This is a genomic window from Jejuibacter sp. L23 (assembly GCF_050815825.1).
GTDB lineage: Bacteria > Pseudomonadota > Gammaproteobacteria > Enterobacterales > Enterobacteriaceae > Jejubacter > Jejubacter calystegiae.
In genome coordinates this window covers 2,680,633-2,704,459 of record NZ_CP138199.1, presented here as the reverse complement: position 1 = coordinate 2,704,459, position 23,827 = coordinate 2,680,633, and the positions used below count along the sequence as shown (strand labels likewise).

At 55.5% G+C, this 23,827-nt stretch carries 21 protein-coding genes; 16 read left to right on the top strand and 5 right to left on the bottom strand.

The window, feature by feature from the left end; translation table 11 throughout:
* The first annotated feature begins 292 nt into the window (after positions 1-292).
* Complete coding sequence (locus SCU88_RS12445; RefSeq protein ID WP_175340489.1) at positions 293-1,975, top strand: BCCT family transporter; 1,683 nt, start codon at positions 293-295, stop codon at positions 1,973-1,975.
* A gap of 176 nt (positions 1,976-2,151) precedes the next feature.
* On the opposite strand, the gene SCU88_RS12440 is transcribed toward SCU88_RS12445, so the two are convergent.
* Positions 2,152-3,072, bottom strand: coding sequence for a LysR substrate-binding domain-containing protein (locus tag SCU88_RS12440; protein WP_175340488.1), 921 nt, complete (start codon positions 3,070-3,072; stop codon positions 2,152-2,154).
* Between the two features lie 480 nt (positions 3,073-3,552).
* On the opposite strand from SCU88_RS12440, the gene glyA reads away from it, so the two are divergent.
* The 6 genes from glyA to purU are packed head-to-tail and all read left to right on the top strand — an operon-like array spanning position 3,553 to position 11,034.
* A complete protein-coding gene (gene glyA / locus SCU88_RS12435) occupies positions 3,553-4,854 on the top strand; it encodes a serine hydroxymethyltransferase (RefSeq protein ID WP_138097564.1) in 1,302 nt (433 codons plus the stop codon).
* An 18-nt stretch (positions 4,855-4,872) separates the two neighbouring features.
* Positions 4,873-6,123 carry a sarcosine oxidase subunit beta family protein gene (locus SCU88_RS12430; RefSeq protein ID WP_138097563.1) on the top strand — a complete coding sequence of 417 codons (1,251 nt, stop codon included), beginning with the start codon at positions 4,873-4,875 and terminating at the stop codon, positions 6,121-6,123.
* A gap of 15 nt (positions 6,124-6,138) precedes the next feature.
* Positions 6,139-6,510 (top strand): sarcosine oxidase subunit delta family protein, encoded by a 372-nt coding sequence (locus SCU88_RS12425; RefSeq protein WP_175340487.1) that lies wholly within the window; start codon positions 6,139-6,141, stop codon positions 6,508-6,510.
* Positions 6,507-9,521, top strand: coding sequence for a sarcosine oxidase subunit alpha family protein (locus SCU88_RS12420; RefSeq protein WP_175340486.1), 3,015 nt, complete (start codon positions 6,507-6,509; stop codon positions 9,519-9,521). The genes SCU88_RS12425 and SCU88_RS12420 overlap by 4 nt, the downstream gene beginning before the upstream one ends.
* A complete protein-coding gene (locus SCU88_RS12415) occupies positions 9,514-10,158 on the top strand; it encodes a sarcosine oxidase subunit gamma family protein (RefSeq protein WP_175340485.1) in 645 nt (214 codons plus the stop codon). Before SCU88_RS12420 ends, SCU88_RS12415 begins: the two co-directional genes overlap by 8 nt.
* 12 nt (positions 10,159-10,170) lie before the next feature.
* Entirely contained in the window at positions 10,171-11,034 is an 864-nt protein-coding gene (purU, locus tag SCU88_RS12410; RefSeq protein ID WP_138097559.1) for a formyltetrahydrofolate deformylase, read from the top strand.
* Positions 11,035-11,074: 40 nt separating this feature from the next.
* On the opposite strand, the gene SCU88_RS12405 is transcribed toward purU, so the two are convergent.
* Complete coding sequence (locus SCU88_RS12405; protein ID WP_175340484.1) at positions 11,075-11,467, bottom strand: nuclear transport factor 2 family protein; 393 nt, start codon at positions 11,465-11,467, stop codon at positions 11,075-11,077.
* Between the two features lie 95 nt (positions 11,468-11,562).
* Between SCU88_RS12405 and SCU88_RS12400 the strand changes: the two genes are divergently transcribed.
* A complete protein-coding gene (locus tag SCU88_RS12400; protein ID WP_175340483.1) occupies positions 11,563-12,285 on the top strand; it encodes a helix-turn-helix domain-containing protein in 723 nt (240 codons plus the stop codon).
* Between the two features lie 31 nt (positions 12,286-12,316).
* Here the strand turns inward: SCU88_RS12400 and SCU88_RS12395 are convergent, their stop codons facing one another.
* Both SCU88_RS12395 and SCU88_RS12390 read right to left on the bottom strand, forming a co-directional pair.
* Positions 12,317-12,673 carry a hypothetical protein gene (locus tag SCU88_RS12395; RefSeq protein ID WP_138097556.1) on the bottom strand — a complete coding sequence of 119 codons (357 nt, stop codon included), beginning with the start codon at positions 12,671-12,673 and terminating at the stop codon, positions 12,317-12,319.
* Positions 12,674-12,697: 24 nt separating this feature from the next.
* Entirely contained in the window at positions 12,698-13,129 is a 432-nt protein-coding gene (locus SCU88_RS12390; protein ID WP_138097555.1) for an RcnB family protein, read from the bottom strand.
* Between the two features lie 252 nt (positions 13,130-13,381).
* Here SCU88_RS12390 and SCU88_RS12385 point away from each other — a divergent pair, with 252 nt between their 5' ends.
* The 6 genes from SCU88_RS12385 to fraE all read left to right on the top strand — a co-directional run bounded on the left by SCU88_RS12385 (position 13,382) and on the right by fraE (position 19,292).
* Entirely contained in the window at positions 13,382-13,555 is a 174-nt protein-coding gene (locus SCU88_RS12385; protein ID WP_168198822.1) for a hypothetical protein, read from the top strand.
* A gap of 473 nt (positions 13,556-14,028) precedes the next feature.
* Positions 14,029-14,748: a GntR family transcriptional regulator gene (locus SCU88_RS12380; RefSeq protein ID WP_138097554.1), complete on the top strand. Its 720-nt coding sequence runs from the start codon at positions 14,029-14,031 to the stop codon at positions 14,746-14,748.
* A 179-nt stretch (positions 14,749-14,927) separates the two neighbouring features.
* The gene (gene fraB, locus SCU88_RS12375; protein ID WP_175340482.1) at positions 14,928-15,905 is read left to right on the top strand and encodes a 6-phosphofructose-aspartate deglycase; all 978 of its coding nucleotides are present in this window, start codon (positions 14,928-14,930) and stop codon (positions 15,903-15,905) included.
* Between the two features lie 66 nt (positions 15,906-15,971).
* Positions 15,972-16,820, top strand: coding sequence for a PfkB family carbohydrate kinase (locus tag SCU88_RS12370; protein WP_175340481.1), 849 nt, complete (start codon positions 15,972-15,974; stop codon positions 16,818-16,820).
* 53 nt (positions 16,821-16,873) lie between these two features.
* Positions 16,874-18,193 carry an anaerobic C4-dicarboxylate transporter family protein gene (locus tag SCU88_RS12365; RefSeq protein WP_175340480.1) on the top strand — a complete coding sequence of 440 codons (1,320 nt, stop codon included), beginning with the start codon at positions 16,874-16,876 and terminating at the stop codon, positions 18,191-18,193.
* Between the two features lie 55 nt (positions 18,194-18,248).
* On the top strand, positions 18,249-19,292 hold the full coding sequence (gene fraE, locus SCU88_RS12360) for a fructose-asparagine asparaginase (RefSeq protein ID WP_175340479.1): 1,044 nt from the start codon (positions 18,249-18,251) through the stop codon (positions 19,290-19,292).
* Between the two features lie 99 nt (positions 19,293-19,391).
* Here fraE and SCU88_RS12355 read toward each other — a convergent pair whose 3' ends face one another.
* Positions 19,392-21,431 (bottom strand): choline transporter, encoded by a 2,040-nt coding sequence (locus SCU88_RS12355; protein ID WP_138097549.1) that lies wholly within the window; start codon positions 21,429-21,431, stop codon positions 19,392-19,394.
* Between the two features lie 293 nt (positions 21,432-21,724).
* Here SCU88_RS12355 and betI point away from each other — a divergent pair, with 293 nt between their 5' ends.
* Positions 21,725-22,330 carry a transcriptional regulator BetI gene (gene betI / locus SCU88_RS12350; protein WP_138097548.1) on the top strand — a complete coding sequence of 202 codons (606 nt, stop codon included), beginning with the start codon at positions 21,725-21,727 and terminating at the stop codon, positions 22,328-22,330.
* A gap of 2 nt (positions 22,331-22,332) precedes the next feature.
* Positions 22,333-23,805, top strand: coding sequence for a betaine-aldehyde dehydrogenase (betB, locus tag SCU88_RS12345; protein WP_175340478.1), 1,473 nt, complete (start codon positions 22,333-22,335; stop codon positions 23,803-23,805).
* Positions 23,806-23,827 lie beyond the last annotated feature (22 nt).

The following is a 23,827-nucleotide window of genomic DNA, read 5'->3' as shown; positions in this document are numbered from 1 at the left end:
ACACATATTGCTGATGAATATGTGAATAGCGCAGAGTGTGTTTAACAAACTCATCACCGACAAACGACTTTTTTGCCGGGCATTAATGAGAAAAAGTCATCCATTGCAGATTTGTGGATTAAATAACGAAAATAACAGCAAATAAGGCTGTTTTTTATTATTCGCATGAGCGCCGATCATTTATTGATGAGTAATCATCACTTGAAAGCAAAAGGGCGGCTCTCTACTCTCATTTGAAATTAACAAAGGTGTAACACAATAAAAATAAATAAACAGAGGAAGGAGAGAGTGAATGCGAGCAACATCCGGCATCTTTAAGGGGTTAAACCCGACGGTGACGATAGCGTCAAAAATACTGGTCGTGGGCTTCGTCCTGTTCTGCGCCATCCTGGCTAACAAGGCGCTTAAATACTTCGAAAGCACCTCTGAACTGCTGCTATACAGCATGAAGTGGTTTTATATCGGCTGCGTATCGGCGGTGGTGCTGTTCCTGCTGTATCTGATGGTCAGCCGCTACGGCCATATTCGGCTGGGCAGGGACGATGAAAAGCCGGAGTTCAGCTTTGGATCCTGGGTGGCAATGCTGTTTTCCGGCGGGATGGGCATCGGGCTTATCTTCTGGTCGGTGGCGGAGCCGATGTGGCACTATGCCGGAAACCCATTTTCACCGCCGCTCAGCGATGAGTCCGCCGCTATGGCGATGCGGCTGACCTTTTTTCACTGGGGGCTGCATCCCTGGTCGCTGTTTATTATTGTCGCCCTGGCGCTCTCTTACTTTTCCTATCGCAAAAACCTTCCCCTGACGCTTCGCTCCATTCTCTATCCGCTCATTGGTAAACGCATTTATGGCCCGCTGGGGCATATGGTGGATATTCTGACCGTGGCGGTGACGGCCTTCGGCATCTCCCAGACTCTGGGGATGGGGGTGCTACAGATTAACGCCGGACTGGGGCAGGTTTTTGGTATTCATATCGGCTATGGCGGCATGCTGCTGATTATTGTCGCGCTCAGTACGCTGTCGGTCTCTTCCGTGCTTTCCGGAGTTGGCAAAGGCTTTCGCCGTATGGCCGAGATGAACATGCTGATCTCGCTGGTGATGGTGCTTATCGTGCTCTGTATTGGCCCCACCCGCTACATCCTTAATTCGCTGCTGGAGACGACCGGCGGCTATGCGCAAAATATTATCGGCATGAGCCTGTGGAGCGATACTCAGAAAGACGGCAACTGGCAGAATTCATGGACCGCCTATTTCTGGCCGTGGTGGATGACCTGGGCGCCGTTTGTCGGGATGTTTATTGCCCGAATTTCCCGGGGCCGCACCATTCGTGAACTGATTGGCGGGGCGCTGATTGTGCCGACCCTGATTAGCTTTATCTGGATTGCGGTATTCGGCGGTGCGGCGCTTAAAGCCGAACAGCAGGTGCGCCAGCAGCACCAGCAGAGCGTGGCGGCGGCCAGTCATCAGGGCGGGGCGGAGCAGGCGGCACCGTTTCACGGCGGGCCGATTCTGAAAGCTACCGAAAAAGATACCACCCACGCGCTGTTTGCTTTGTTTAACACCCTGCCTTATGACGCTATCGGCAAGACCCTGAGCGTACTGACCTGTCTGCTGCTGGCGATGCACTTTGTGATTACCGCCGATTCCGGCACCCTGGTGCTAAGCATCCTGAATGCCGAAGGCAAGAGCGAGCCGCCGCCGTTAATACGGGTGGTGTGGGGTGTCATGGTGGGAGTCATTGCCGCTGTACTGCTCTATGCGGGAGGCCTGAAGGCGATGCAGACGGCGTCGATTATTGCCGGTTTCCCGGTGGCGATTTTTATTGCGCTAATGAGCGTCACGCTGTTTCGCACTATCCGTCGTGAGCCGGTGCCCTGGACCATGCTGCCGCAACATGTGCATCCCGAACCGGCGCATCTGGATGGGCCGGTGACGCCGTTGCCTGAAATCGCGCTGGTTGAGAAGAAGAGCGCGTAGTTTTCCCTCACCCTAACCCTCTCCCGGAGGGAGAGGGAACTGGCTGATGCTGGTTTTGTCCCTCTCTCTTTTAGGGAGAGGGAACTGGCTGGCTGCTGGTTTTCTCCCTCTCCCTTTTAGGGAGAGGGCCGGGGTGAGGGAGAGGGCTGGGGTGAGGGGGCAGGCCGCGATGAGGGTCACACCGCCTGCGCCACCGCCGCAGGGCACTGTTTCAACAGCCATTCGCGAAACAGCCTGACGCTGTTTGGAATCACCCCTTTACCCACCGGCTCCAGCAGCGAAAAGCTGGAGGCGGTAGAGAGGGTATGACTGACCGGGCGGATCAGCGCCCCGGACTCCAGATAGCTGTCCACCAGAGAGGCCCAGGCCAGCGCAATCCCCTGGCCGTTAATGGCTGCCTGCAACAGCATCGGGTAGTTATTGATATTAATGTGGTTCTTCGGCTGAAACGGCGGCAGATTGACGGCGGCGAACCACTCTTCCCAGTCCAGCCAGTCGGTGTGGGAATCTTCCAGAAACAGCAGCGTCTTGCTGAACAGTCCCTCCGGCGTGGTGGGGGAGCCGATACGCGCCAGATAACTGGGGCTGCATACCGGGAACACCTGTTCGGAAAACAGCGGCGTCGCCTTCATATTGAGCGGCGGTGTCCGGCAGTAAAACAGCGCGATATCGCAGTCCAGCCGCCGCAGATCGTGGATGCTGTCAGAGGCGAGTATCCTGAGATCGATCTCCTCATGTTCGCTCTGAAAGGCGGCCACCCGGGGCAGCAGCCACAGCGCCGCCATGGCGTTGGTGGTGGCGACCGTAACCTTGTGCTCGCCCTGCCACTTTTTCACGTCTCCCGTTACGCTGGCGATATCGATTAACGCGTTGCTGATGGACTGATAGTACTGAAGCCCGGTGGTGGTCAGATGAATATGGCGATTAATACGGGTAAACAGCGCGCTGCCCAGAAACTCTTCAAGCTGACGAATCTGGCGGCTGATGGCCCCCTGAGTCACGCTGAGTTCATGGGCGGCCAGGGTAAAACTAAGGTGACGGGCAGCCGCCTCGAATGCGACCAGGCTGTTTAACGGCGGCAGGGGTTTTATTTTCATACTGCATCTTCTGAGGTGAAGTTATGTTGTGAAACGAGTCTATTTTATTTTTATCCCTTTCAGCGATGCTGATCCTTTATATTTTGTGACCGCTCTCTGAAAATTTATTATATTGCTTAAATATTCCTCGGATTAATTAACCAGTCGTTTTGTGTGGGTAAATAATAAAAAAGATAACCATGTCAATTTAATGAAATATTGTGGGATATAACGATCGGGCAGTTGATCCCTTCTTTTTGCATATCGGAGAGCCCGAACGCCTTCAGCGCCGAGGTTAACCGGCATTTTTTGCTATTTCACGCAAAAATACAAATCCCCGCGGTCAGTCTATTTCCTTAAATAACAATCAATTAAAAACCTGTGTCGCGATTGTGACAGAAAGGTGTCGCATCTGTTCAATCTTCAGGACCGCCCTCCGGTCTATCCTGGCTAACGGATGGCGGATGCTGCCGCCGTAGCGCTAACCCTGAGGATAATCAGATGAATGCCGATGATTTGAACAATACCGATCCGCAGCTGTTCGCCGCCGTCGTTGATGAGATGGTGCGCCAGGAAAGCCATATCGAACTGATCGCTTCCGAAAATTACGCCAGTCCTCAGGTGATGGCGGTACAGGGGAGTCAACTGACCAACAAATATGCCGAAGGTTATCCTGGCAAGCGCTATTACGGCGGCTGCGAACACGTTGACGTGGTGGAGCGGCTGGCGATTGAGCGCGCCTGCATGCTGTTCGGGGCGGATTACGCCAACGTACAGCCGCACTCCGGCGCTCAGGCCAATGCCGCGGCCTTTATGGCGCTGGTGGCGCCGGGGGACACTATTCTGGGGATGAGCCTGGCCCATGGCGGCCACTTAACGCACGGCGCGGCCCCCAACGTTTCCGGTAAGCACTACAACGCGGTGCAATATGGCCTGAACCCGGAAACCGGCGAAATCGACTACGACGAAGTGCTGGCGCTGGCCCGTGAACATCGGCCGAAGCTGATTATCGCCGGTTTTTCCGCCTATGCCCGGGTGGTGAACTGGCGTCGGTTTCGTGAGATCGCCGACGAAGTGGGCGCCTGGCTGATGGTGGATATGGCCCACGTCGCCGGGCTGGTGGCGGCCCGCTGCTACCCCAGCCCGTTGCCCCATGCCCATGTGGTGACCACTACCACCCATAAGACCCTGCGCGGCCCGCGCGGCGGGATGATCCTCTCCGCCAGCGGCGATGAAGAGCTGTACAAGAAACTGAATGGCGCGGTGTTCCCCGGGCAGCAGGGCGGTCCCCTGATGCACGTGATTGCGGCTAAAGCGGTGGCGCTGCGTGAAGCGATGAACGAAGAATTTGTCCGCTACCAGGCCCGGGTTATCGACAATGCCCGGGCGATGGCCGGCGTCTTTGCCCGCCGCGGTTTCGATCTGGTCTCCGGTGGAACCGATAACCACCTGTTCCTGGTGTCGCTGATTCGTCAGGGCATTACCGGTAAAGAGGCGGATGCCGCCCTGGGTCGCGCCAATATCACCGTCAACAAAAACGCCGTACCAAACGATCCCCGTAGCCCCTTTGTCACTTCGGGACTGCGTATCGGCACCCCGGCGGTTACCACCCGCGGCTTTGGTCAGCGTGAATGCGAAGAGCTGGCGGAGTGGATCTGCGACATCCTGGATACCCTGGCGAAAGGCGAAGAGAGCAGCAATATCGAAGCCTGGGTGCGTTCCAGGGTGGCGGAGCTGTGCGCCCGTTATCCGGTTTACGGCGAACCCCAGGGCATGACGCTGTCCCGACCCGCTTTCGCCTGACAGACAGGGAGCTATCCGATGCAAAATTATTCAGGGCTTAGCCTGCTGCGCCACGGTATGAGCCACCATGAAAACTGGCCGCGCATGTGGCGCAATCCCATGCCGAAGAAGTCCTACGATGTGATTATTATCGGCGGTGGCGGTCATGGACTGGGAACCGCTTATTACCTGGCGAAAGAGTTCGGCATTACTAACGTCGCGGTGGTGGAAAAGGGCTGGCTGGGGGGCGGTAATACGGCCCGCAACACCACCATCGTGCGTTCCAACTACCTGTGGGATGAGGCGGCGGCGCTGTTTGAGCATTCCATGAAACTGTGGGAAGGGCTGTCGCAGGATCTCAACTACAACGTGATGTTTTCCCAGCGTGGCGTGCTGAACCTGGGGCATACCCTTCAGGATATGCGCGACATTCGCCGCAGGGTTAACGCCAACCGCCTGAACGGCATTGACGGCGAGGTACTGGATGCCCGCCAGGTGCAGGATCTGGTGCCGATGCTCGACTGTTCCAAAAACGCCCGTTATCCGATCCTGGGCGCCTCCTGGCAACCCAGGGGCGGTGTGGCGCGTCATGACGCCGTGGCCTGGGGCTTTGCCCGTGCGGCGGATGCCCTGGGAGTGGACATCCTGCAACAGACCGAAGTCACCGGCTTTATGATGCGCGACGGCCAGGTTTACGGCGTTCATACCACCCGTGGCGATATCGAAGCCCGCACCGTGGGCTGCGTAGCGGCGGGCAACTCCGGGGTACTGGCGGGAATGGCCGGGCTGAAACTGCCGCTGGAATCGCATCCGCTCCAGGCGCTGGTTTCCGAACCGCTGAAGCCGGTGCTGGATACCGTGGTGATGTCGAACCACGTTCACGGCTACATCAGCCAGTCGGACAAAGGCGATCTGGTAATTGGCGCCGGTATCGACGGCTACACCGGCTACGGGCAGCGCGGCAGCTATGCCACCATCGAACATACGCTTCAGGCGATCGTCGAAATGTTCCCGGCCTTCTCGCGGGTGCGAATGAACCGACAGTGGGGCGGCATCGTCGATACCACGCCGGACGCCAGTCCGATTCTGTCGCCCACCAAAGTGAAAGGGCTGTGGTTTAACTGCGGCTGGGGAACCGGCGGCTTTAAAGCCACGCCGGGCTCGGCCCACGTCTTTGCCGCCAGCCTGGCGAAGGGCGAGCCCCATCCGCTGGCGGCCCCGTTTTCGATCGATCGCTTCAATACCGGCGCCCTGGTAGACGAACACGGCGCCGCCGGTGTTGCCCACTGACGAGGAGTCAAAGAGATGCTGCATATCTGGTGCCCCTGGTGTGGCGAACACCGGGAAGAGGAAGAGTTTCACCCCAAAGGCCAGGCACATATCGTGCGCCCGGCGGACCCTGACGCCTGTAGCGATGAAGAGTGGGGCGACTATCTGTTTTTTCGCGATAACCCGCGCGGCATTCACCGGGAACTTTGGGTGCATGCTGCGGGATGCCGCAAATTCTTTAACGTGGTGCGTCATACGGTGAGCTACCAGATTCTGGAAACTTACCGGATCGGCGAACAGCCGAAAGCCAGCGCCGGGGCCGAGGTGGTGACCCTGCCACGGCGCGACGACAGCGAAACCGAAACCGTCGCCAGCGATGAGCGACGCCAGGCCGGAGGTGGGGTATGAAACAGGTGAATCGTCTGGCCGACGGCGGCCGTATCGATCGCAAGCGTCCGCTCAGCTTCCGCTTTAACGGCAAGACCTTACAGGGTTTTGCTGGCGATACTCTCGCCTCGGCGCTACTGGCCAACGGCGTGGATATCGTTAACCGCAGCTTTAAGTACGGACGCCCGCGCGGCATTGTGGCCGCCGGTGCCGAAGAGCCCAATGCCGTGGTGCAACTGGGCAGCACCGAGGCCAGCCAGGTGCCTAACGTCCGGGCCACCCAGCAGGCGCTGTATGACGGTCTGGTCGCTGCCAGCACCAACGGCTGGCCCAGCGCCGAGCGTGACCTGATGGGCGGCGTGGGTAAAATGCTGGGCCGATTTATGCCCCCCGGCTTTTACTACAAAACCTTTATGAAACCAGCCTCGATGTGGATGACCTGGGAGAAGTACATCCGCAAAGGGGCCGGGTTGGGGCGTAGCCCCAAAGAGCGCGACCCCGACAGCTACGATCATCTGAATCAGCACTGCGATGTCCTGATTGTCGGCGCCGGTCCGGCCGGTCTGGCGGCGGCGCTGGCTGCCGGACGCAGCGGCGTGCGGGTGATTCTGGTGGATGAACAGGAAGAGATGGGCGGCTCGCTGCTCGATAGTCGCGAACCGCTAAACGGCCGCGATGCCGCTCGCTGGGTGGCGGAAACCCTGGCGGAACTGGCGAAGCTTGCCAACGTACAGCTACTGCCGCGCACTACCGCCACCGGGCGCCACGATCACAACTTTGTGACCCTGCTGGAGCGGCGTACCGATCATCTGGGGGAAACGGCCCCGGCTCGTCAGGCGCGGCTGCGTCTGCATCGGGTACGGGTAGGGCGAGTCGTGCTGGCCAGCGGCGCCCACGAGCGGCCGCTGGTGTACGCGGGTAATGATATTCCGGGCAACTTCGTCGCCGGTGCTATCTCGACTTATCTTCATCGCTATGGCGTGGCGCCGGGCCAGCGCCTGGTGCTGTCTACCAGTAACGATCGGGCCTACTGCACAGCCCTGGACTGGCTGGATGCAGGTCGGGAAGTGGTGGCGATTGTCGATGCCAGAGATAACCCCGACGGCGAACGAGTGGCTCAGGCCCGGGCCAGAGGCATTCGTATTATCAGCGGCAGTGCGGTGATCGAAGCCCAGGGCGGCTCCCGGGTAAATCGGGTGCGGGTCGCCCGTATCGACAGCGCGGGCTTTCGGGTGGTGGATCGGGTCGATACTCTGGAGTGCGACACGGTGGCAAGCTCCGGTGGTTACAGCCCGGTGATTCACCTGGCGGTGCATACCGGCGCACGGCCAGTCTGGCGCGACGATGTGCCGGGATTTGTCGCCCCGCAGGTTGATGGCGTGATCTCCGCCGGGGCCGTGACCGGTGCCTTAGCCACCGTTGACGCCCTGCGCGACGGAGCGGCGGCGGGCCGCCAGGCCGCCAGCGAAACCGGCGGTCAACCGGTGGAGGTCGCACTTCCCGAGGTGGCGAACCACCGGGAGAGTGCCGCCCTGGCGCTGTATCAGGTTCCCCATGACCAGCCCACTTCCCGGGCGCCGAAGCAGTTCGTCGATATGCAGAATGACGTGACTGCGGCGTCGATCGAAGTGGCGATACGTGAAGGCTTTGAATCCATCGAGCATATTAAACGTTACACCGTGATGGGCTTCGGGACCGATCAGGGCAAACTGGGCAATATCAATGGTATGGCTATCGCCGCCCGCTGTCTGGGACGTTCCATTCCAGAGGTCGGCACCACGGTGTTCCGCCCCAACTATACGCCCGTCGCCTTTGGCGCCGTGGTGGGGCGTCACTGCGGCGGGCTGTTTGATCCCGAGCGCCATACCGCGCTGCACCAGTGGCATCTGGATCGGGGCGCCGAATTTGAAGAGGTGGGGCAGTGGAAGCGCCCGTGGTACTTCCCGCAGGGCACTGAAACGATGGAACAGGCCGTGGCAAGGGAGTGCCGCGCCGTACGTAACGGCGTGGGGATCCTCGACGCTTCTACGCTGGGTAAGATCGATATTCAGGGGCCGGATGCCCGCACCTTCCTGGAGCGCATCTACACCAATAAGTGGGCGAAACTGGGCTTTGGTCGGGTGCGCTATGGTCTGATGTGCAAGGATGACGGCATGGTGATGGATGATGGCACCACCAGTTGCCTGGGCGATAACCACTTCCTGATGACCACCAGTACCGGAGGCGCGGCGGCGGTACTGGAATGGCTGGAGCTGTGGCATCAGACCGAATGGCCGGATCTACAGGTGTTCTTCACCTCGGTAACCGACCACTGGGCGACCCTTTCCCTGTCGGGGCCGGAGTCTCGCCGTTTACTGGGTGAGCTGTGTGATATCGACCTGTCGCGTGAAGCCTTTAAGTTTATGGACTGGCGCGAAGGGACCGTCGCCGGGGTTCCGGCACGGGTGTTCCGCATTTCGTTTACCGGTGAACTCTCTTATGAAATTAACGTGCAGGCCAACTACGCGCGCCACGTTTGGGAGGCGCTGTTCGAACGTGGTGAAAAATATGGCCTGACGCCGTATGGCACCGAAACCATGCACGTACTGCGCGCTGAGAAGGGCTTTATTATCGCCGGTCAGGATACCGACGGTTCCATGACGCCGGAAGATCTCGGCATGCAGTGGTGCGTGGGCTACGACAAAGCCTTCTCCTGGGTGGGCAAGCGGGCGCTGTCGCGTGCCGATACCCGACGTAAAGACCGCAAACAACTGGTGGGGCTGCGTCCTAAAGACCCGCGGGTGATTCTGGAAGAGGGGGCGCAGATTGTTCTGGAACCCAATCATCCAATACCAGTACCGATGGTCGGCCACGTCACCTCCAGCTACTACAGTCCGAGCCTGGACAGCGGTTTCGCGCTGGCGGTGGTTAAAGACGGCCACCAGAAAATGGGTCACACCGTCTGGCTACCGATGGCCGACGGTCAGATTCATGAAGCCGAAATAGTCAGTACTGTCTTCCTCGATCCCAAAGGAGAGCGCCAGAATGTCTGATGCCGTAAAGATAAGCACCTTTAACAGCCATCCCGCCGTACAGGTGAGGCGCGAATCACCGCTGACGTTGTCCTACCACAACCAGGGACGGCCGGAGGCCAGCGAGCGCAGCGGCGTGACCCTGCGCGAACGTCCGTTTTGCGGGCATCTGATTCTGCGCGGCGGCGCCATTGTGCTGGACCAGGCGCTGCGCGACGTGCTGGGGATTGGGCTTCCCGGTCAGCCGCTGGGACTGGTGACCCATGAAAGCGGCGAGATCAGCGCCCAGTGGCTGTCGCCGGATGAATGGCTGCTGATTGTGCCGGAAGGTAGCGAATTCGAGGTGGAAAACCGGCTGCGGGCGGCGCTGGGAGATGCCCATTTCGCTATCACCAATGCCAGCGGCGGCCAGACGCTGCTGGAGTTGCGAGGGGAAAAGGTCAGGGAGCTGTTGATGAAGTCGGTGGTCTACGACGTTCACCCGGATAACTTTCCCGTCGGCAAGGGGGTAACCACCGTGTTCGCCAAAACTACCGCCATACTGCGCAGGCCGGATAACGACTGCTGGGAACTGGTGGTAAGACGCAGCTTTGCCGATTACCTGTGGCGCTGGCTGCTGGATGCCGGCGAGGAGTACGACATTGGCATCATTCCCTGACGGAGAAGCGAGATGAGTCGTAATAATGATGGCTGGATTATGACGGCCCAGTGCCCGGGAAGGCTTGGTACGGTGGATGCGGTAACCGGATTTCTGCGCGAGAACGGCTGCTACATTACCGAACAGAATTCGTTCGACGATCGCGAATCCGGGCGCTTTTTTATCCGTACCGAATTCCGGCCGCAGACAGGGTTCGACAGCCAGGCCTTTGAGGCGGGCTTCGCCGACCGGGCGGCGGCGTTCGATATGACTTTCGGACTGACCGCGCCCGGGCACCGGGTTCCGGTGGTGATTATGGTTTCCCGCACCGACCATTGCCTGAACGATCTGCTGTATCGCTATCGCACCGGCCAGCTTGCGGTAGAAATATGCGCGGTTGTCTCTAATCACCGGGATCTGGAGTCGCTGGTAGAATGGCACGGCCTGCCGTACCACCATCTGCCAGTCACGGCGGATACCCGGGCGCAGCAGGAAGCGCAGGTGTGGCAAATTGTCCAGCAAACCGGCGCCGAACTGGTGATTCTGGCGCGCTATATGCAGGTGCTGTCGGATGATATGTGCCGCAAACTGGCGGGCAGGGCGATCAACATTCACCATTCGCTGCTGCCCGGCTTTAAGGGGGCGAAACCCTATCATCAGGCATGGGCTAAAGGGGTGAAACTGGTGGGCGCCACCGCGCACTATATCAACGAGGAGCTGGACGAAGGCCCGATTATCGCCCAGAGCGTGGAGCCGGTGACCCATGCCGACTATCCGGACGATCTGATCGAAAAGGGGCGTGATATCGAACGTGTCACTCTGGCCCGCGCCGTAAGCTGGCACGTGGAGCGGCGGGTCTTTTTATACGATAACCGTACGGTGGTGTTTGGGCGTTAAACTTTCAGGCGTATACCGGAATCCGGCGTGCGCCTGAAAACTATTTTCTGCTGCCCAGATCCCGATCGTCGGCAGTGCCGCTCACCATACGGGTGAGCTCTTCACAGCGGATAATTTTTCCTGCCGCCAGGGTAAAGCGCGCAAAAACCTCAAATTCGCTCTTGTCGCCCGAAGATTTTTCCACTGCCACAGAATGATGGGTAAACACCGTATCCTCTTCGGTAGCCAGCGCTTTGACGTAAACCTCCATCTGGCTGGTATGTGATTTGAGAGCCGCAAGGTGCTGAACAAACTGCGCGTAATCCAGGTGATGACCATCAACGATCTGCTGATAGTCAGGGGAAAAATAGTGCGCGATTTGTTTCTCGTCATGCCCGGGATGGCTGATTACCGCCTGTAATCCATTGGTCACTATCTGGCTCAGGTTTTTCATCGGTTTCTCCTCGCTGAAAACAGAGATTCTACAGAGCCGTCTGATAGGGGTATTATCCGCATCAGGACAAGATATACGGTTAATCGGCCATTACTATGAAAAAAGAACGCTTCGAATATGGCAGCGGGCATTCAACCCCCTGGCACGCACATGCATCGGGCCAGTTGTACTGGCTCAGTCATGGCGTCATGGCGATTGAAACCGAACTTGCGCAGTGGACTGTTACGCCGGGCACGGTAGGGTGGTTTCCGGTTGGTCTGAGTCATAGCGCCTGGACGCCTGGCAGGGTTCAGGGCCACAGTATTTACCCCGAACCGTCGTCCTGCTGTCCGTTCCCCTCTCATCCGGGTATTTATGGGGCCGATGCTTTTCTTATGTCTGTCCTGACGCGGTTATGCCGGAGCGCTTCTGACGCCGGGCCCGAAGATTACCAGGGCACCCTTCTGAAATTGTTAGGCTATGAGCTCTCTCTGGGGGATCCATTGCCGCTTCAGTTAACGTTGCCGACAGACAGAAGGGCGCGCAACGTCGCGAATGAGTTACTGAAAAATCCGGATTGCGCCCTTAACCAGAGCCAGCTTGCCCAACGGTGGGGAGTGAGTGTACGAAACCTTAGCCGCCTGTTTCAGCAACAGACCGGCCTCAGTTTTAGTCAGTGGCGCCAGCAGGCGAAGGTCGTGGCGTCGCTCCAGTGGGTACTGGCTGGACTGCCGGTCAGTGAAGTGGCGTTATTAAGCGGTTACAGCAATGTCAGCGCCTATATCGATGTTTTCCGACAGCGATTTGGCAAGACGCCTGGTCAGTTCAGGGGAAAATAAAAAAGCCGGAGTTTCCCCCGGCCTTATATCATTATTCAGCCGCTTTTTTCGGCTCCGGCTTATTCGGGGCTGGCGGCATTGGCGGCAGCTCTTTTACCGTGACGCTCACCTGGTAGCGCTTGCCTTTTTCCAGGGTCGGTACGTCGTTGGTCATTTTCTTCAGCGCTTCGTTGGGATCGCTGGTCTGCATCGAAGCCTGATAAGCGGGCGCCATCATCATCATCGGGCAGTGGGGACGCATAGGGTGTCCCTGACGATGATGCTGGGGTTTACCCTCATGATGGGCGACCGGCTCAGGCTCAGACTGTTGCTGTTGCGGTGCCGCGAATGCCAGGGTTCCCGCGCCAAGCAGGCTGGCTGCCAGCAGAATATTACGCATCTTAGTCATCGTTACTCTCCTTTTAACTTCACTTTAGCGATTAAGCGCGCCGCTCAGCAGAATGCTGGCAACCACGCCGGTAGCTGCGGCAATCAACACATAGTTGCCGTCAATATAGGACCAGTGATGGCCGGAAGGCGGCGCTGGCAGGCCGCGGCCGCGCCAGTCGCTTACCCGATAGCCATCGTCATGGAAGCCGTGAGGCATGGGGTGGCCCTTGCGAAAATCGTGACCGTGCCAGGTAAAATGATTCCGTTGGTGCATCTGGTGACGGTCCGGGCCGCTGTCGTGTCGGCGATCGCCCTGAGGGCCGCGATGGTCCGGGCCGCCATGGTCTCTGTGGTTGTCGCGCGTTCCCTGATGCTGCTGCGGTCCACGATCGTCCGGACCATGATGATCGTGGGCTTGCGCCAGCGGCGTCAGACCGCAGGCCACAATCACGGCCAGAGCAATTAATTTTTTCATAAGCACCTCCTGGCTTTTTGTTTGATACCGTTTTACCGGGAAACCGTGGAGAAATTGTGAATCAGATCACTGAGTCAGAGGATTCCTGGCATTCCGCTATTAAAAAGCCACAAATCCCTAAGCTCCTTTGCGTGAATTTACCTGCCAATGAGACAGACCGTATAGCCGGGGGTGGTATGGATTGCTATAGTAGCGCCATTGGTTGTCAACTATTTGACAATAAACAAGTTTTCCTACTGCATGGAGGTGAGGATGAACAGACCGTCCCGATTTGCTCAGGTGTTAACCGGCCGCTGGACAGGTGCGACTCAGACGCAGGATCTGCGCGAAGCCTGCGTCAGCCGTTGGGCAGGCGTAAAGCGCGGCCGCGGAATCAGAAAGGCGCTGCGCAGCGTGGTGGGGCCGATGGCGCCGCAGCGTTCATAATACCTTGCCCTCCAGCCTCTTGTATCACCGATAAAAACTTCAGATCATCAATATCCTCCGGCATAGCCGGAGGGTTTTCAGGCAGGGTAAAGCGTATCGCTCCTGCTCTCGCTATTTTTCATAGTATTACTGCACTTCTTACCCGTAAGCTGCTCTGGTATGTGATTGGCGTTGACTGGAGCGGTTATCCTTCTCAGGTGCCAGTCCGCAGTGCGACGGACGCTCCATTCTGCTAATAAACCTGATTGTGCCTTCATTCCGGCGGATTTTCTCGATGCGCTGGCAACTGCCACCCCGTAGGAGAAAAAGGTGATTGTCGTTGGAGTAGGATTTTACTGGCCGGATACGGGGTAACGTCCAGTTCCGGCTGAGCCGGTTGCCAGATATGTGGCTGAAACTGAATATGTCAGCGAGCAAATGTCAGGTAAATTGTTATAATTCATTGATGGTTTTTATAATACAAACGGATACAAATAATGGAGCAGCCTGACAGCAAAAGCGCGAAACCACTTTATAAACAGCTTGAAGCCTCCCTCAAAGAGGCCATTTTGCGTGGCGAGTATCAACCCGGGCAGCAGATTCCTACTGAAAATGAGCTAAGTGCGCGCTGGGAGGTCAGTAGAGTGACCGTGCGAAAAGCGCTGGATGCATTGACGCGTGAAAATCTTCTGACTCGCGTATCAGGCAAGGGAACATTTGTTTCCAATGATAAATTTCAGCGTAGTATGACAGGGATACTGAGTTTCACCGAGTCATGCCATTTACAGGGGAGACGACCCGGTTCGCGTACTATCAAGTCAGTATTCGAGTCGATTGATGATGAAACGCGATTTTTACTGGGCATGGGCGCTGAAGAAAAAGCCGTCGTCATCGAACGTATTCGCTATGCCGATGATACGCCAGTTTCGTTGGAAACCGTTCAGATGCCGCCACGCTTTGCCTTTCTACTACAGGAAGAGCTTAACAATAAATCACTATACGAGTGCTTACGTGAGAAATACGGTTTGTGGTTTACATACTCACATAAAGTGATCGAACTGGTTTACGCGAGTTTTGAGGTTGCTCACTATCTGGATGTCGCGGAGCATTATCCCCTTATTCTCATTAAGAGTGAGATGGTGGATAACAAAGGTGAATTGTCCTGTGTTTCCAGACAGTTGATTGTCGGCGATAAAATCCGCTTCACAGTGTAGTTTTGTCCCTTCAGCGATCAAGCTGATTCATCCAAATCGGGATCCGTATCGCGGATCCCGATTTTTTTTGCTTTGCAGCTTGAATGAATGTATTTAAATGTCATATAAAAATATTAATACATTATGAGTCATTTATGGCGGCAGAGCTCGCCGGGTCAAAGCAAGAACCAGAGGGATGTATGATGAGTATCAAAGAGATCGTTAGCGATATTTTGGCCAGCCAGGCGGATAAAGGGGGAGTGAAATACGTTTATTACGTGGCCTGCGGTGGATCTTATGCCGCGTTTTATCCGGCGAAAGCGTTTTTAGAGAAGGAGTCCAGGGGGCTTACCGTTGGTCTGTACAACAGCGGTGAATTTATTAACAACCTGCCATCGGCACTGGGAGAAAATGCGGTCGTTATTGTGGCTTCGCACAAAGGGAATACCCCAGAGACCATCAAGGCGGCCGAGCTTGCTCGTCAAAATGGCGCGCCGGTTATTGGGTTGACATGGGTAATGGATTCGCCATTAGTCACTCATTGCGATTATGTGGAAAGCTATACCTTCGGCGATAACAAAGACATCGCCGGAGAGAAAACGATGAAAGCTTTGCTGAGTGCAGTAGAGCTATTGCAGCAGACTGAAGGTTATGTGCATTATGATGACTTCCTTGACGGAGTGAGCAAAATTAACCGAATTGTCTATCGTGCCTGTGAGCATGTCGAAGAGCGGGCCGAGGCTTTTGCGCAGGAATACAAAGACGACAAAGTGATTTATACCGTCGCAAGCGGTGCCAGTTATGGCGCGGCATATCTTCAGAGCATCTGTATCTTCATGGAAATGCAGTGGATTCATTCAGCCTGTATCCACAGCGGTGAATTTTTCCACGGTCCTTTTGAGATTACTGATGCCAACACGCCATTTTTATTCCAGCTATCTGAGGGTAATACGCGGCCTGTGGATGAGCGAGCTTTAAACTTTCTGAAAAAATACGGTCGCCGAATTGAGATCGTCGATGCGAAAGAGCTGGGATTATCCACTATTAATACGACGGTGATTGATTATTTCAACCACTCTCTCTTTAACAACGTTTATCCTGTCTACAATCGCGCGCTTGCAAAGGCCCGTCAACATCCGCTAACCACGCGTCGCTATATGTGGAAAGTTGACTACTAATTAACAGGGATTTTGAAAAAAAAAGCATGGATGCTTTTTATTCAGTATACCAATCAAGGATCAGTTATGAGCATCAGCGTTATAGGCATTGGTGACAATGTTGTCGATAAATATCTCCATTCCGGAGTGATGTATCCAGGGGGGAATGCATTAAATTTTTCCGCGTATGCAAAACTCGCAGGCGTACCTGCTGCTTTTATGGGAGTCTTTGGCAATGATGAGGCTGCAAGGCATGTGCAGGATACCCTGCATGAACTACAGGTAGATATCACCCACTGTCGATATTATGTTGGTGAGAATGGATACGCGTGTATTCGACTAAAAAATGGCGATCGGGAATTTGTTGCTGGTAATAAAAATGGGATGCTGCGCGAGCACCCAATAAAGCTATCACAAGATGATCTTTATTATATTTCCCGGTTTGATTTGGTTCACTCCAGCATAAACAGCCATTTGGAATCAGAACTGGAAAAGATAAAAAGAAATCAAAGAGTCGTTTCATTTGATTTTTCCGGGCGCGGGACGGATGAATATTTTGAAAAAGTATGCCCATGGATAGATTATGGGTTTGTTTCATGTAGTGGTTTGTCATTAGGTGAAATAAAAGAAAAACTTGATAAACTTTACCATTTCGGCTGCCGGCATGTTATTGCGACTAGCGGGCATGAAGGGGTTTATTATTTCTCTGCTAATGGCTATCTGGAGTGGCGCCCTAAATATATTGAACCCGTGGATACGCTGGGAGCGGGTGACGCATTTTTAACTGGATTTATGCTCTCCATTATACAATCCGGTACAGATGCTCCTGACAATGAAAAAGTGATGTCAGCCATGCGAGCAGGGGGGCGTTCAGCCGCACAGGTCTTATCACATTACGGCGCCTTTGGTTTTGGCAAGCCTTATTCTACCAGTTAATGCTGTTCCACTAAAATAAGCTAGCATTCGCTCCATACAGAACGGGAGGATGTATGTTTTGGACAGAATTGTGTTTTATCCTTTTTGCTTTAATGATTGGCGCCAGAATTGGAGGCGTATTTTTAGGGATGGTCGGTGGGCTGGGGGTTGGTGTTATGGTATTCGTATTTGGCCTGACGCCTTCAACGCCGCCCATTGATGTTATTCTTATCATTCTTTCTGTTGTATTAGCCGCCTCATCATTGCAGGCTGCAGGAGGGTTGGATTTACTGGTTAAGCTGGCAGAAAAAATTCTGCGGCGTCATCCGCGATATATTACGTTGTTGGCTCCTTTTATTTGCTATCTTTTTACCTTTATGTCAGGGACCGGTCATGTGGTATACAGCTTGTTACCGGTTATCTCTGAAGTAGCTCGTGACTCAGGAATCCGTCCTGAACGTCCATTATCGATTTCCGTCATCGCCTCGCAGCAGGCAATCACGGCCAGCCCGATATCAGCGGCAATGGCGGCGATGATAGGTCTGATGGCGCCTTTAGGTATTTCAATTTCCACTATTATGATAATTTGTGTCCCTGCAACATTGACAGGCGTGGCTCTGGGAGCAATCGCAACCTTCAATAAAGGCAAAGAGTTAAAAGACGATCCTGAGTATCAGCGTCGACTGGCTGAAGGAGTCATTCAACCGACTCAGAAGGAGAGCAAAAAAACAGAAGTCACGATGCGTGCCAGACTCTCAGTCGTGCTGTTTTTAATGAGTGCGGTTGTTATTGTGTTGTTGGGACTTATTCCGACCCTGCGCCCAATGGTAGAAACAGCGAAAGGGTTGCAGCCGCTTTCAATGTCTGCGGCAATCCAGATTACCATGCTCTCTTTTGCCTGCCTGATTGTATTGCTGTGTCGGCCGCAGGTGGAGCAAATCATTAGTGGTACAGTTTTCCGTGCCGGTGCGCTGGCTATCGTCTGTGCCTTCGGACTTGCCTGGATGAGCGAGACTTTTGTGAGTGGACATATCGAACTGATCAAAACGGAAGTCCAGACCCTGTTACAGCAACATACCTGGCTCATTGCTATCATGATGTTTTTGGTATCCGCGATGGTCAGCAGCCAGGCCGCCACAACGCTTATTCTACTACCCTTAGGACTGGCTCTGGGGTTGCCAGCCTATGCGCTGATTGGCTCATGGCCAGCAGTAAATGGTTATTTCTTTATTCCCGTTGCGGGCCAGTGCCTGGCGGCATTAGCTTTTGATGACACTGGAACCACGCGGATTGGTAAGTACGTTCTGAATCACAGTTTTATGCGGCCAGGTTTAGTCAACGTGATTGTTTCGGTTACCGCGGGCTTAATTATTGGAAAAATGGTGCTGGCCTGATTATTTAAACCCCTGACAGCTTTTAGTTTGCCTAATTTATTCACAGGAAGATAAAATGAATATAAAAATATTCATTGCTATGATTTTGCTTTGTATCAGCCAGAGTATATTCAGCGCTACCACACAACCCCATATTGTTATTCTGGCGACAGGAGGCACGATCGCAGGTTCGGCGGCGAATACAACACAAACATCTGGCTATCGATCTGGCGAGATCGGCGTTCAGACATTAATTAATGCCGTGCCGGAAATAAAAAATATTGCACGCGTAGATGGTTTGCAAATTGCTAATATCGGAAGTGAAAATATGACCAGCGATACTATTTTAAAGCTGTCTCAGCAGGTAAATATGTTACTGGCGCGGGATGATGTGGATGGCGTGGTGATTACTCATGGCACAGACACGCTGGATGAAACGGCATACTTTCTGAATCTGACGGTGAAAAGCGACAAACCTGTGGTATTCACTGCCGCCATGAGGCCAGCGACAGCGATTAGCGCAGATGGCGCGATGAATCTGCTGGAAGCCGTTATTGTAGCCGCCGACCCGAATGCCAGGGGACGTGGGGTGATGGTGGTATTAAACGATCGTATTGGTTCGGCACGATTTGTCACTAAAACTAACACCACCACGCTGGATACATTCAAAGCGTCTGAACAGGGATATCTGGGGGTTATTGTCAACGGTAAACCGCAATTTGAAACGCGAGTGGAGAAGATACATACCCGGCGTTCAGTATTTGATGTGCGAAGCCTGCGGAAATTACCGGAAGTTGTGATTATTTATGGTTACCAGGACGATCCGGAATATATGTATGATGCAGCCATTTCACATCATGTTGACGGCATCATCTATGCAGGAACCGGGGCGGGGTCTGTCTCCGTGCGCAGCGAAGCAGGGATCGGGAAAGCGGAAAAGGCGGGAATTATAGTGATACGCTCATCCCGCACGGGGAATGGCATTGTACCAGCCGATAAAGGTCAACCAGGACTGGTAGCCAATTCTTTAAATCCCGCTAAGGCCCGGATATTGCTGATGCTGGCCCTGACGCACACAAAAAATCCTGAGCTGATCCAAAACTATTTCAATGCCTACTAAATTCGGGGGCGGGGCCATAAAAAACTGCACCTTAATCAGTGGGTGTCCAACTTTTGGGGTGCAGTGAGTTCGGTTAGGTGGGGCGCTGTTGTCTGCGCGTTAACCCGCGTGCGGGAAGATAATATTACTGCCCGGCGCTTCGCGGTTAAGGTGAATGAAGTTCAGGTGGCGCTCGTACTGATCCAGAATATCGAGGATCACCTGCTCTTTGCTGTAGTCCATCAGGTCGTTACCCTGGCTGCCTTCCAGCAGGAAGGTTTCCAGTCGGTAGTAGGTGGACTTACCGCGCCGTGCCCGGTAGGTAAAGCCCGGTACCGAGTACTTCTGAGGCCAGATCTGGTAGACGAAGTTCTGTTCGTCGCCCATGTGCACCAGCAGTTCCAGATGGCCCAGATTTTCACCTTCTTCCGGCGGCAGGTTGTTGAGCTCGACGCTGGCGCCGCGCACCTGAAGTTCCTGTGCGACCTCTTCCATGGCGGGCAAGCAGACCCGCTCCATCATCTCGTGAGTGTGGTGGGTGCCAGGGTAGTTCATCAGGCGTGAAACCCGTTTCTTCCAGCCCAGACGATCCTGGGCTGAAGCCAGCCACGGCGGCGTGTCGCGGTTAGCGCTTTGACGGCGGTAGTCTTCAATCTTCAGCGACTTATACAGCCCGGCGATAATAAAGAACATCACGAAGCTGAACGGCAGTCCCATAATCACCGTGGCGCTCTGCAGGGCGGTGATCCCGTTGGCCATCAGCATCCCCATGGTCAGCAGACCGATAGCGACCGACCAGAAGATCCGCAGCCAGTGGGGCGCATCGCTGTTAATGTCCTTCAGCTTCGAGGTGAAGTTACCCAGCACCAGGGCGCCGGAGTCGGCAGAGGTCACGTAGAACAGCAGGCCGGTAATGGTGGCTACCGAGGCGCTAAAGGTAAAGGCCGGATACTGGGCCAGCAGGCTGTAAAAACCGCGCTCCGGGTGCGCCATGGCTTCGGCCGCGAAGCTGGCGTTGCCGTGGATTATCTCGTACAGAGCGCTGTTACCGAAGATCGACAGCCACAGCAGGGTAAAGGCGAACGGAATAATCAGGGTGCCGACCACGAATTCACGAATGGTACGACCGCGGGAAATACGCGCCAGAAACAGCCCCACGAACGGCGACCAGGCCACCCACCAGGCCCAGAAAAACAGGGTCCAGCTATTCATCCACTCGGTGGGGCGGTCAAAGGCGAAGCTGTTCAGGGTCATGCCCATAAAGCGGTTGACGTAGTCGCCGATATTCAGCACCAGCGCGTTCAACAGGAATTCGGTATTCCCGGCGAACAGCACAAACATAATCAGCCCCAGCGCCAGCACCACGTTAAGAATCGACAGGAAGCGAATCCCTTTATCGACCCCGGAGGTCACCGAAATGGTGGCGATAATCACCGATAGGGCAATCAGCGCGGCCTGGCTGGTGAGGTTATTGGGAACGTCGAACAGTACGCTAAAGCCGTAGTTAAGCTGCACCACGCCAATCCCCAGGGTAGTGGCGATACCAAAGATGGTACCGATCACCGCAGCGATATCCACGCTGTGGCCGATGGGGCCGTTGATACGTTTACCGAAAATGGGATACAGGGCCGAGCGGATGGTTAACGGCAGGTTATAGCGGTAGCTGAAATAGCCCAGCGCGATCCCCATCAGGGCATACATCGCCCAGCCGGTCAGGCCGTAGTGGAACAGCGTCCAGACCGTAGCCTGACGCGCCGCTTCCAGAGTCTGCCCGGCGCCTTCCGGCGGCTGCATATACTGGGTGATGGGCTCGGCCACCGAAAAGAACATCAGATCGATGCCGATACCGGCGGCGAATAGCATCGAAGCCCAGCTCAGCAGGCTGAATTCCGGTTTGGACTGCTCCGGCCCGAGCTTGATATCGCCGAAGCGCGAACAGGCAATAAACACCACAAATACGATATAGAGCGTGGCGGCCAGCAGATAGTACCAGCCGAAGGTGGCGGAGACCCAGTTCAGGGCGCTACCGAGCCAGCTGGCGGTGAGATCGCTGTAGAAGATGGCCATCAGAGAAAACAACAAAATCAGCCCTGCGGAGGTGAAAAACACCACGGGGTTGAGTTTGTCTTTTTCACAGGAAGGTGGAATGGGATTCGTCATCGATTACCTCAGGTTAAGTAACGCTGACTACTCGACTGAGCAGTAAAAACTTTCTTATTAAAAGGAAGGGGCAGGATCTTACTCCCCCTGGAAGGCCGTTCGGGGTCCTGACGGCACAATATGGCTCAATCCTTTGATTAACATCAAAAAATCACGCCCTTAAAAACACATTTTTTACCTTTTTAATCACAGATTAATCCAAATCAAGTAACAATTAATACACATTTTATATTGAACGTCCAATCAAAAAACGATTAAATAGATAACAGAAAATGATGGAAGGAGTTGTCGTCATGCCTAAAGTGGGTATGCAACCGATACGGCGCCGTCAGCTGATCGACGCCACCCTGAACGCCATAAACGAAGTGGGCATGCACGATGCCACTATCGCGCAAATCGCCCGACGGGCAGGGGTGTCAACCGGCATTATCAGCCACTATTTCAGCGACAAAAACGGACTACTGGAAGCGACGATGCGCGACATCACCGCCCAGCTTCGCGAGGCGGTGGCCGACCGGCTTAAGGCATTGCCGCAAGCGGGCGCCGAAGCGCGCTTAAAGGCCATTGTCGACGGCAACTTTGACGAGACGCAGATCCACAGCGCAGCGACCAAAGCCTGGCTGGCCTTCTGGGCCAGCAGCATGCACCAGCACGGTCTGGGGCGATTACAGGAGGTGAGTCACCGGCGTCTGTATTCCACTCTGGTGGTGGAATTTCGACGTGAACTGCCAAAAGAGCAGGCGCGGCTGGCCGGTTATGGTCTGGCCGCGTTAATCGACGGCCTGTGGCTGCGCGCCGCCCTGAGCGGCCAACCCTTTAACCGCGAGGCAGCACAAACGCTGACGACACAATTTATTCGTCAACAGCTTGCGCAGGCTCGCCCCAATCGACAGGAGTAGCTATGTCCCGCCTGGGAGAACAACAAATCTGGATCGACGGTCAGTACGTGGCCAGCCACAGCGGCGCCACCTTTGACACCATCAACCCGGCCAACGGCGAAGTGCTGGCTCAGGTTCACGAAGCGGGTGAACAGGAAGTGAATCTGGCGGTAGAGGCGGCCAGTCGCGGACAGAAAATCTGGGCGGCGATGAGCGCCATGGAACGCTCGCGTATTCTGCGCCGCGCCGTGGAGATTTTACGCAGCCGTAATGACGAACTGGCCGCCCTGGAAACTCTGGATACCGGTAAGCCGTTCAGCGAAACCGCCAGCGTCGATATCGTTACCGGCGCCGACGTGCTCGAATATTACGCCGGCCTGGTTCCGGCCCTGGAAGGCCAGCAGATCCCGCTGCGCGATACCTCGTTTGTCTACACCCGCCGCGAACCGCTGGGCGTGGTGGCCGGTATCGGCGCCTGGAACTACCCGATTCAGATAGCGCTGTGGAAATCGGCACCGGCCCTGGCGGCGGGTAACGCTATGATCTTTAAACCCAGCGAAGTGACGCCGCTGAGCGCGCTGCGCCTGGGAGAGATCTACAAAGAAGCCGGTCTGCCGGATGGGGTATTTAACGTCCTGCCGGGTCGCGGTCCGGTTACCGGGCAGCTGCTAACCGAACATCCCGGCATCGCCAAAGTCTCGTTTACCGGCGGCGTCGCCAGCGGCAAGAAGGTGATGGCGAACGCGGCGGGCTCCACCCTGAAAGAGGTGACCATGGAGCTGGGCGGTAAATCGCCGCTGATTATCTGCGACGACGCTGACCTGGATTTGGCCGCGGACATCGCCATGATGGCCAACTTCTACAGCTCGGGGCAGGTCTGCACCAACGGGACCAGGGTCTTCGTTCCGGCGGCCATGAAAGATGCGCTGGAGCAGCGGCTGCTGGAGCGGGTGGCGCGCATTAAGGCGGGCGATCTGATGGATCCGGCCACCAACTTCGGGCCGATGGTGAGCTTCCCGCATCGCGACAATGTGCTGCGCTATATCGAAAGCGGCAAGGCTCAGGGAGCGCGTCTGCTGTGCGGCGGCGGCCCACTGGAAGGGGCGGCTTTCGAAAAGGGCGCCTGGGTAGCGCCGACCATCTTCACCGACTGCCGCGACGATATGACCATCGTCCAGGAAGAGATCTTCGGGCCGGTCATGTCGATCCTCAGCTATGACAGCGAAGAAGAGGCAGTTCGCCGCGCTAACGATACCAACTACGGCCTGGCGGCTGGAGTGGTGACCGGCGAGCTGAATCGCGCTCACCGCATTATTCATCAACTGGAAGCGGGCATTTGCTGGATCAACACCTGGGGCGAATCCCCGGCGGAAATGCCGGTGGGCGGGTATAAGCATTCCGGTATCGGGCGTGAAAATGGTCTGATGACGCTGCAAAGCTATACCCGGGTGAAATCCATCCAACTGGAGATGGACCGCTTTCAGTCGGTCTTTTGATTAACCTAACCTACGGAGCGAC

Bases quoted from the DNA above. Each gene is read 5' to 3' on its own strand.
- SCU88_RS12355 (WP_138097549.1), bottom strand. From the start codon at position 21,431: ATGACGAATCCCATTCCACCTTCCTGTGAAAAAGACAAACTCAACCCC.
- SCU88_RS12405 (WP_175340484.1), bottom strand. From the start codon at position 11,467: ATGAAAAACCTGAGCCAGATAGTGACCAATGGATTACAGGCGGTAATC.
- SCU88_RS12365 (WP_175340480.1), top strand. From the start codon at position 16,874: ATGTTTTGGACAGAATTGTGTTTTATCCTTTTTGCTTTAATGATTGGC.
- SCU88_RS12430 (WP_138097563.1), top strand. From the start codon at position 4,873: ATGCAAAATTATTCAGGGCTTAGCCTGCTGCGCCACGGTATGAGCCAC.
- betB (WP_175340478.1), top strand. From the start codon at position 22,333: ATGTCCCGCCTGGGAGAACAACAAATCTGGATCGACGGTCAGTACGTG.
- SCU88_RS12415 (WP_175340485.1), top strand. From the start codon at position 9,514: ATGTCTGATGCCGTAAAGATAAGCACCTTTAACAGCCATCCCGCCGTA.
- SCU88_RS12370 (WP_175340481.1), top strand. From the start codon at position 15,972: ATGAGCATCAGCGTTATAGGCATTGGTGACAATGTTGTCGATAAATAT.
- SCU88_RS12420 (WP_175340486.1), top strand. From the start codon at position 6,507: ATGAAACAGGTGAATCGTCTGGCCGACGGCGGCCGTATCGATCGCAAG.
- SCU88_RS12400 (WP_175340483.1), top strand. From the start codon at position 11,563: ATGAAAAAAGAACGCTTCGAATATGGCAGCGGGCATTCAACCCCCTGG.
- fraB (WP_175340482.1), top strand. From the start codon at position 14,928: ATGATGAGTATCAAAGAGATCGTTAGCGATATTTTGGCCAGCCAGGCG.
- SCU88_RS12395 (WP_138097556.1), bottom strand. From the start codon at position 12,673: ATGACTAAGATGCGTAATATTCTGCTGGCAGCCAGCCTGCTTGGCGCG.
- purU (WP_138097559.1), top strand. From the start codon at position 10,171: ATGAGTCGTAATAATGATGGCTGGATTATGACGGCCCAGTGCCCGGGA.
- SCU88_RS12390 (WP_138097555.1), bottom strand. From the start codon at position 13,129: ATGAAAAAATTAATTGCTCTGGCCGTGATTGTGGCCTGCGGTCTGACG.
- glyA (WP_138097564.1), top strand. From the start codon at position 3,553: ATGAATGCCGATGATTTGAACAATACCGATCCGCAGCTGTTCGCCGCC.
- SCU88_RS12425 (WP_175340487.1), top strand. From the start codon at position 6,139: ATGCTGCATATCTGGTGCCCCTGGTGTGGCGAACACCGGGAAGAGGAA.
- betI (WP_138097548.1), top strand. From the start codon at position 21,725: ATGCCTAAAGTGGGTATGCAACCGATACGGCGCCGTCAGCTGATCGAC.
- SCU88_RS12445 (WP_175340489.1), top strand. From the start codon at position 293: ATGCGAGCAACATCCGGCATCTTTAAGGGGTTAAACCCGACGGTGACG.
- fraE (WP_175340479.1), top strand. From the start codon at position 18,249: ATGAATATAAAAATATTCATTGCTATGATTTTGCTTTGTATCAGCCAG.
- SCU88_RS12385 (WP_168198822.1), top strand. From the start codon at position 13,382: ATGAACAGACCGTCCCGATTTGCTCAGGTGTTAACCGGCCGCTGGACA.
- SCU88_RS12440 (WP_175340488.1), bottom strand. From the start codon at position 3,072: ATGAAAATAAAACCCCTGCCGCCGTTAAACAGCCTGGTCGCATTCGAG.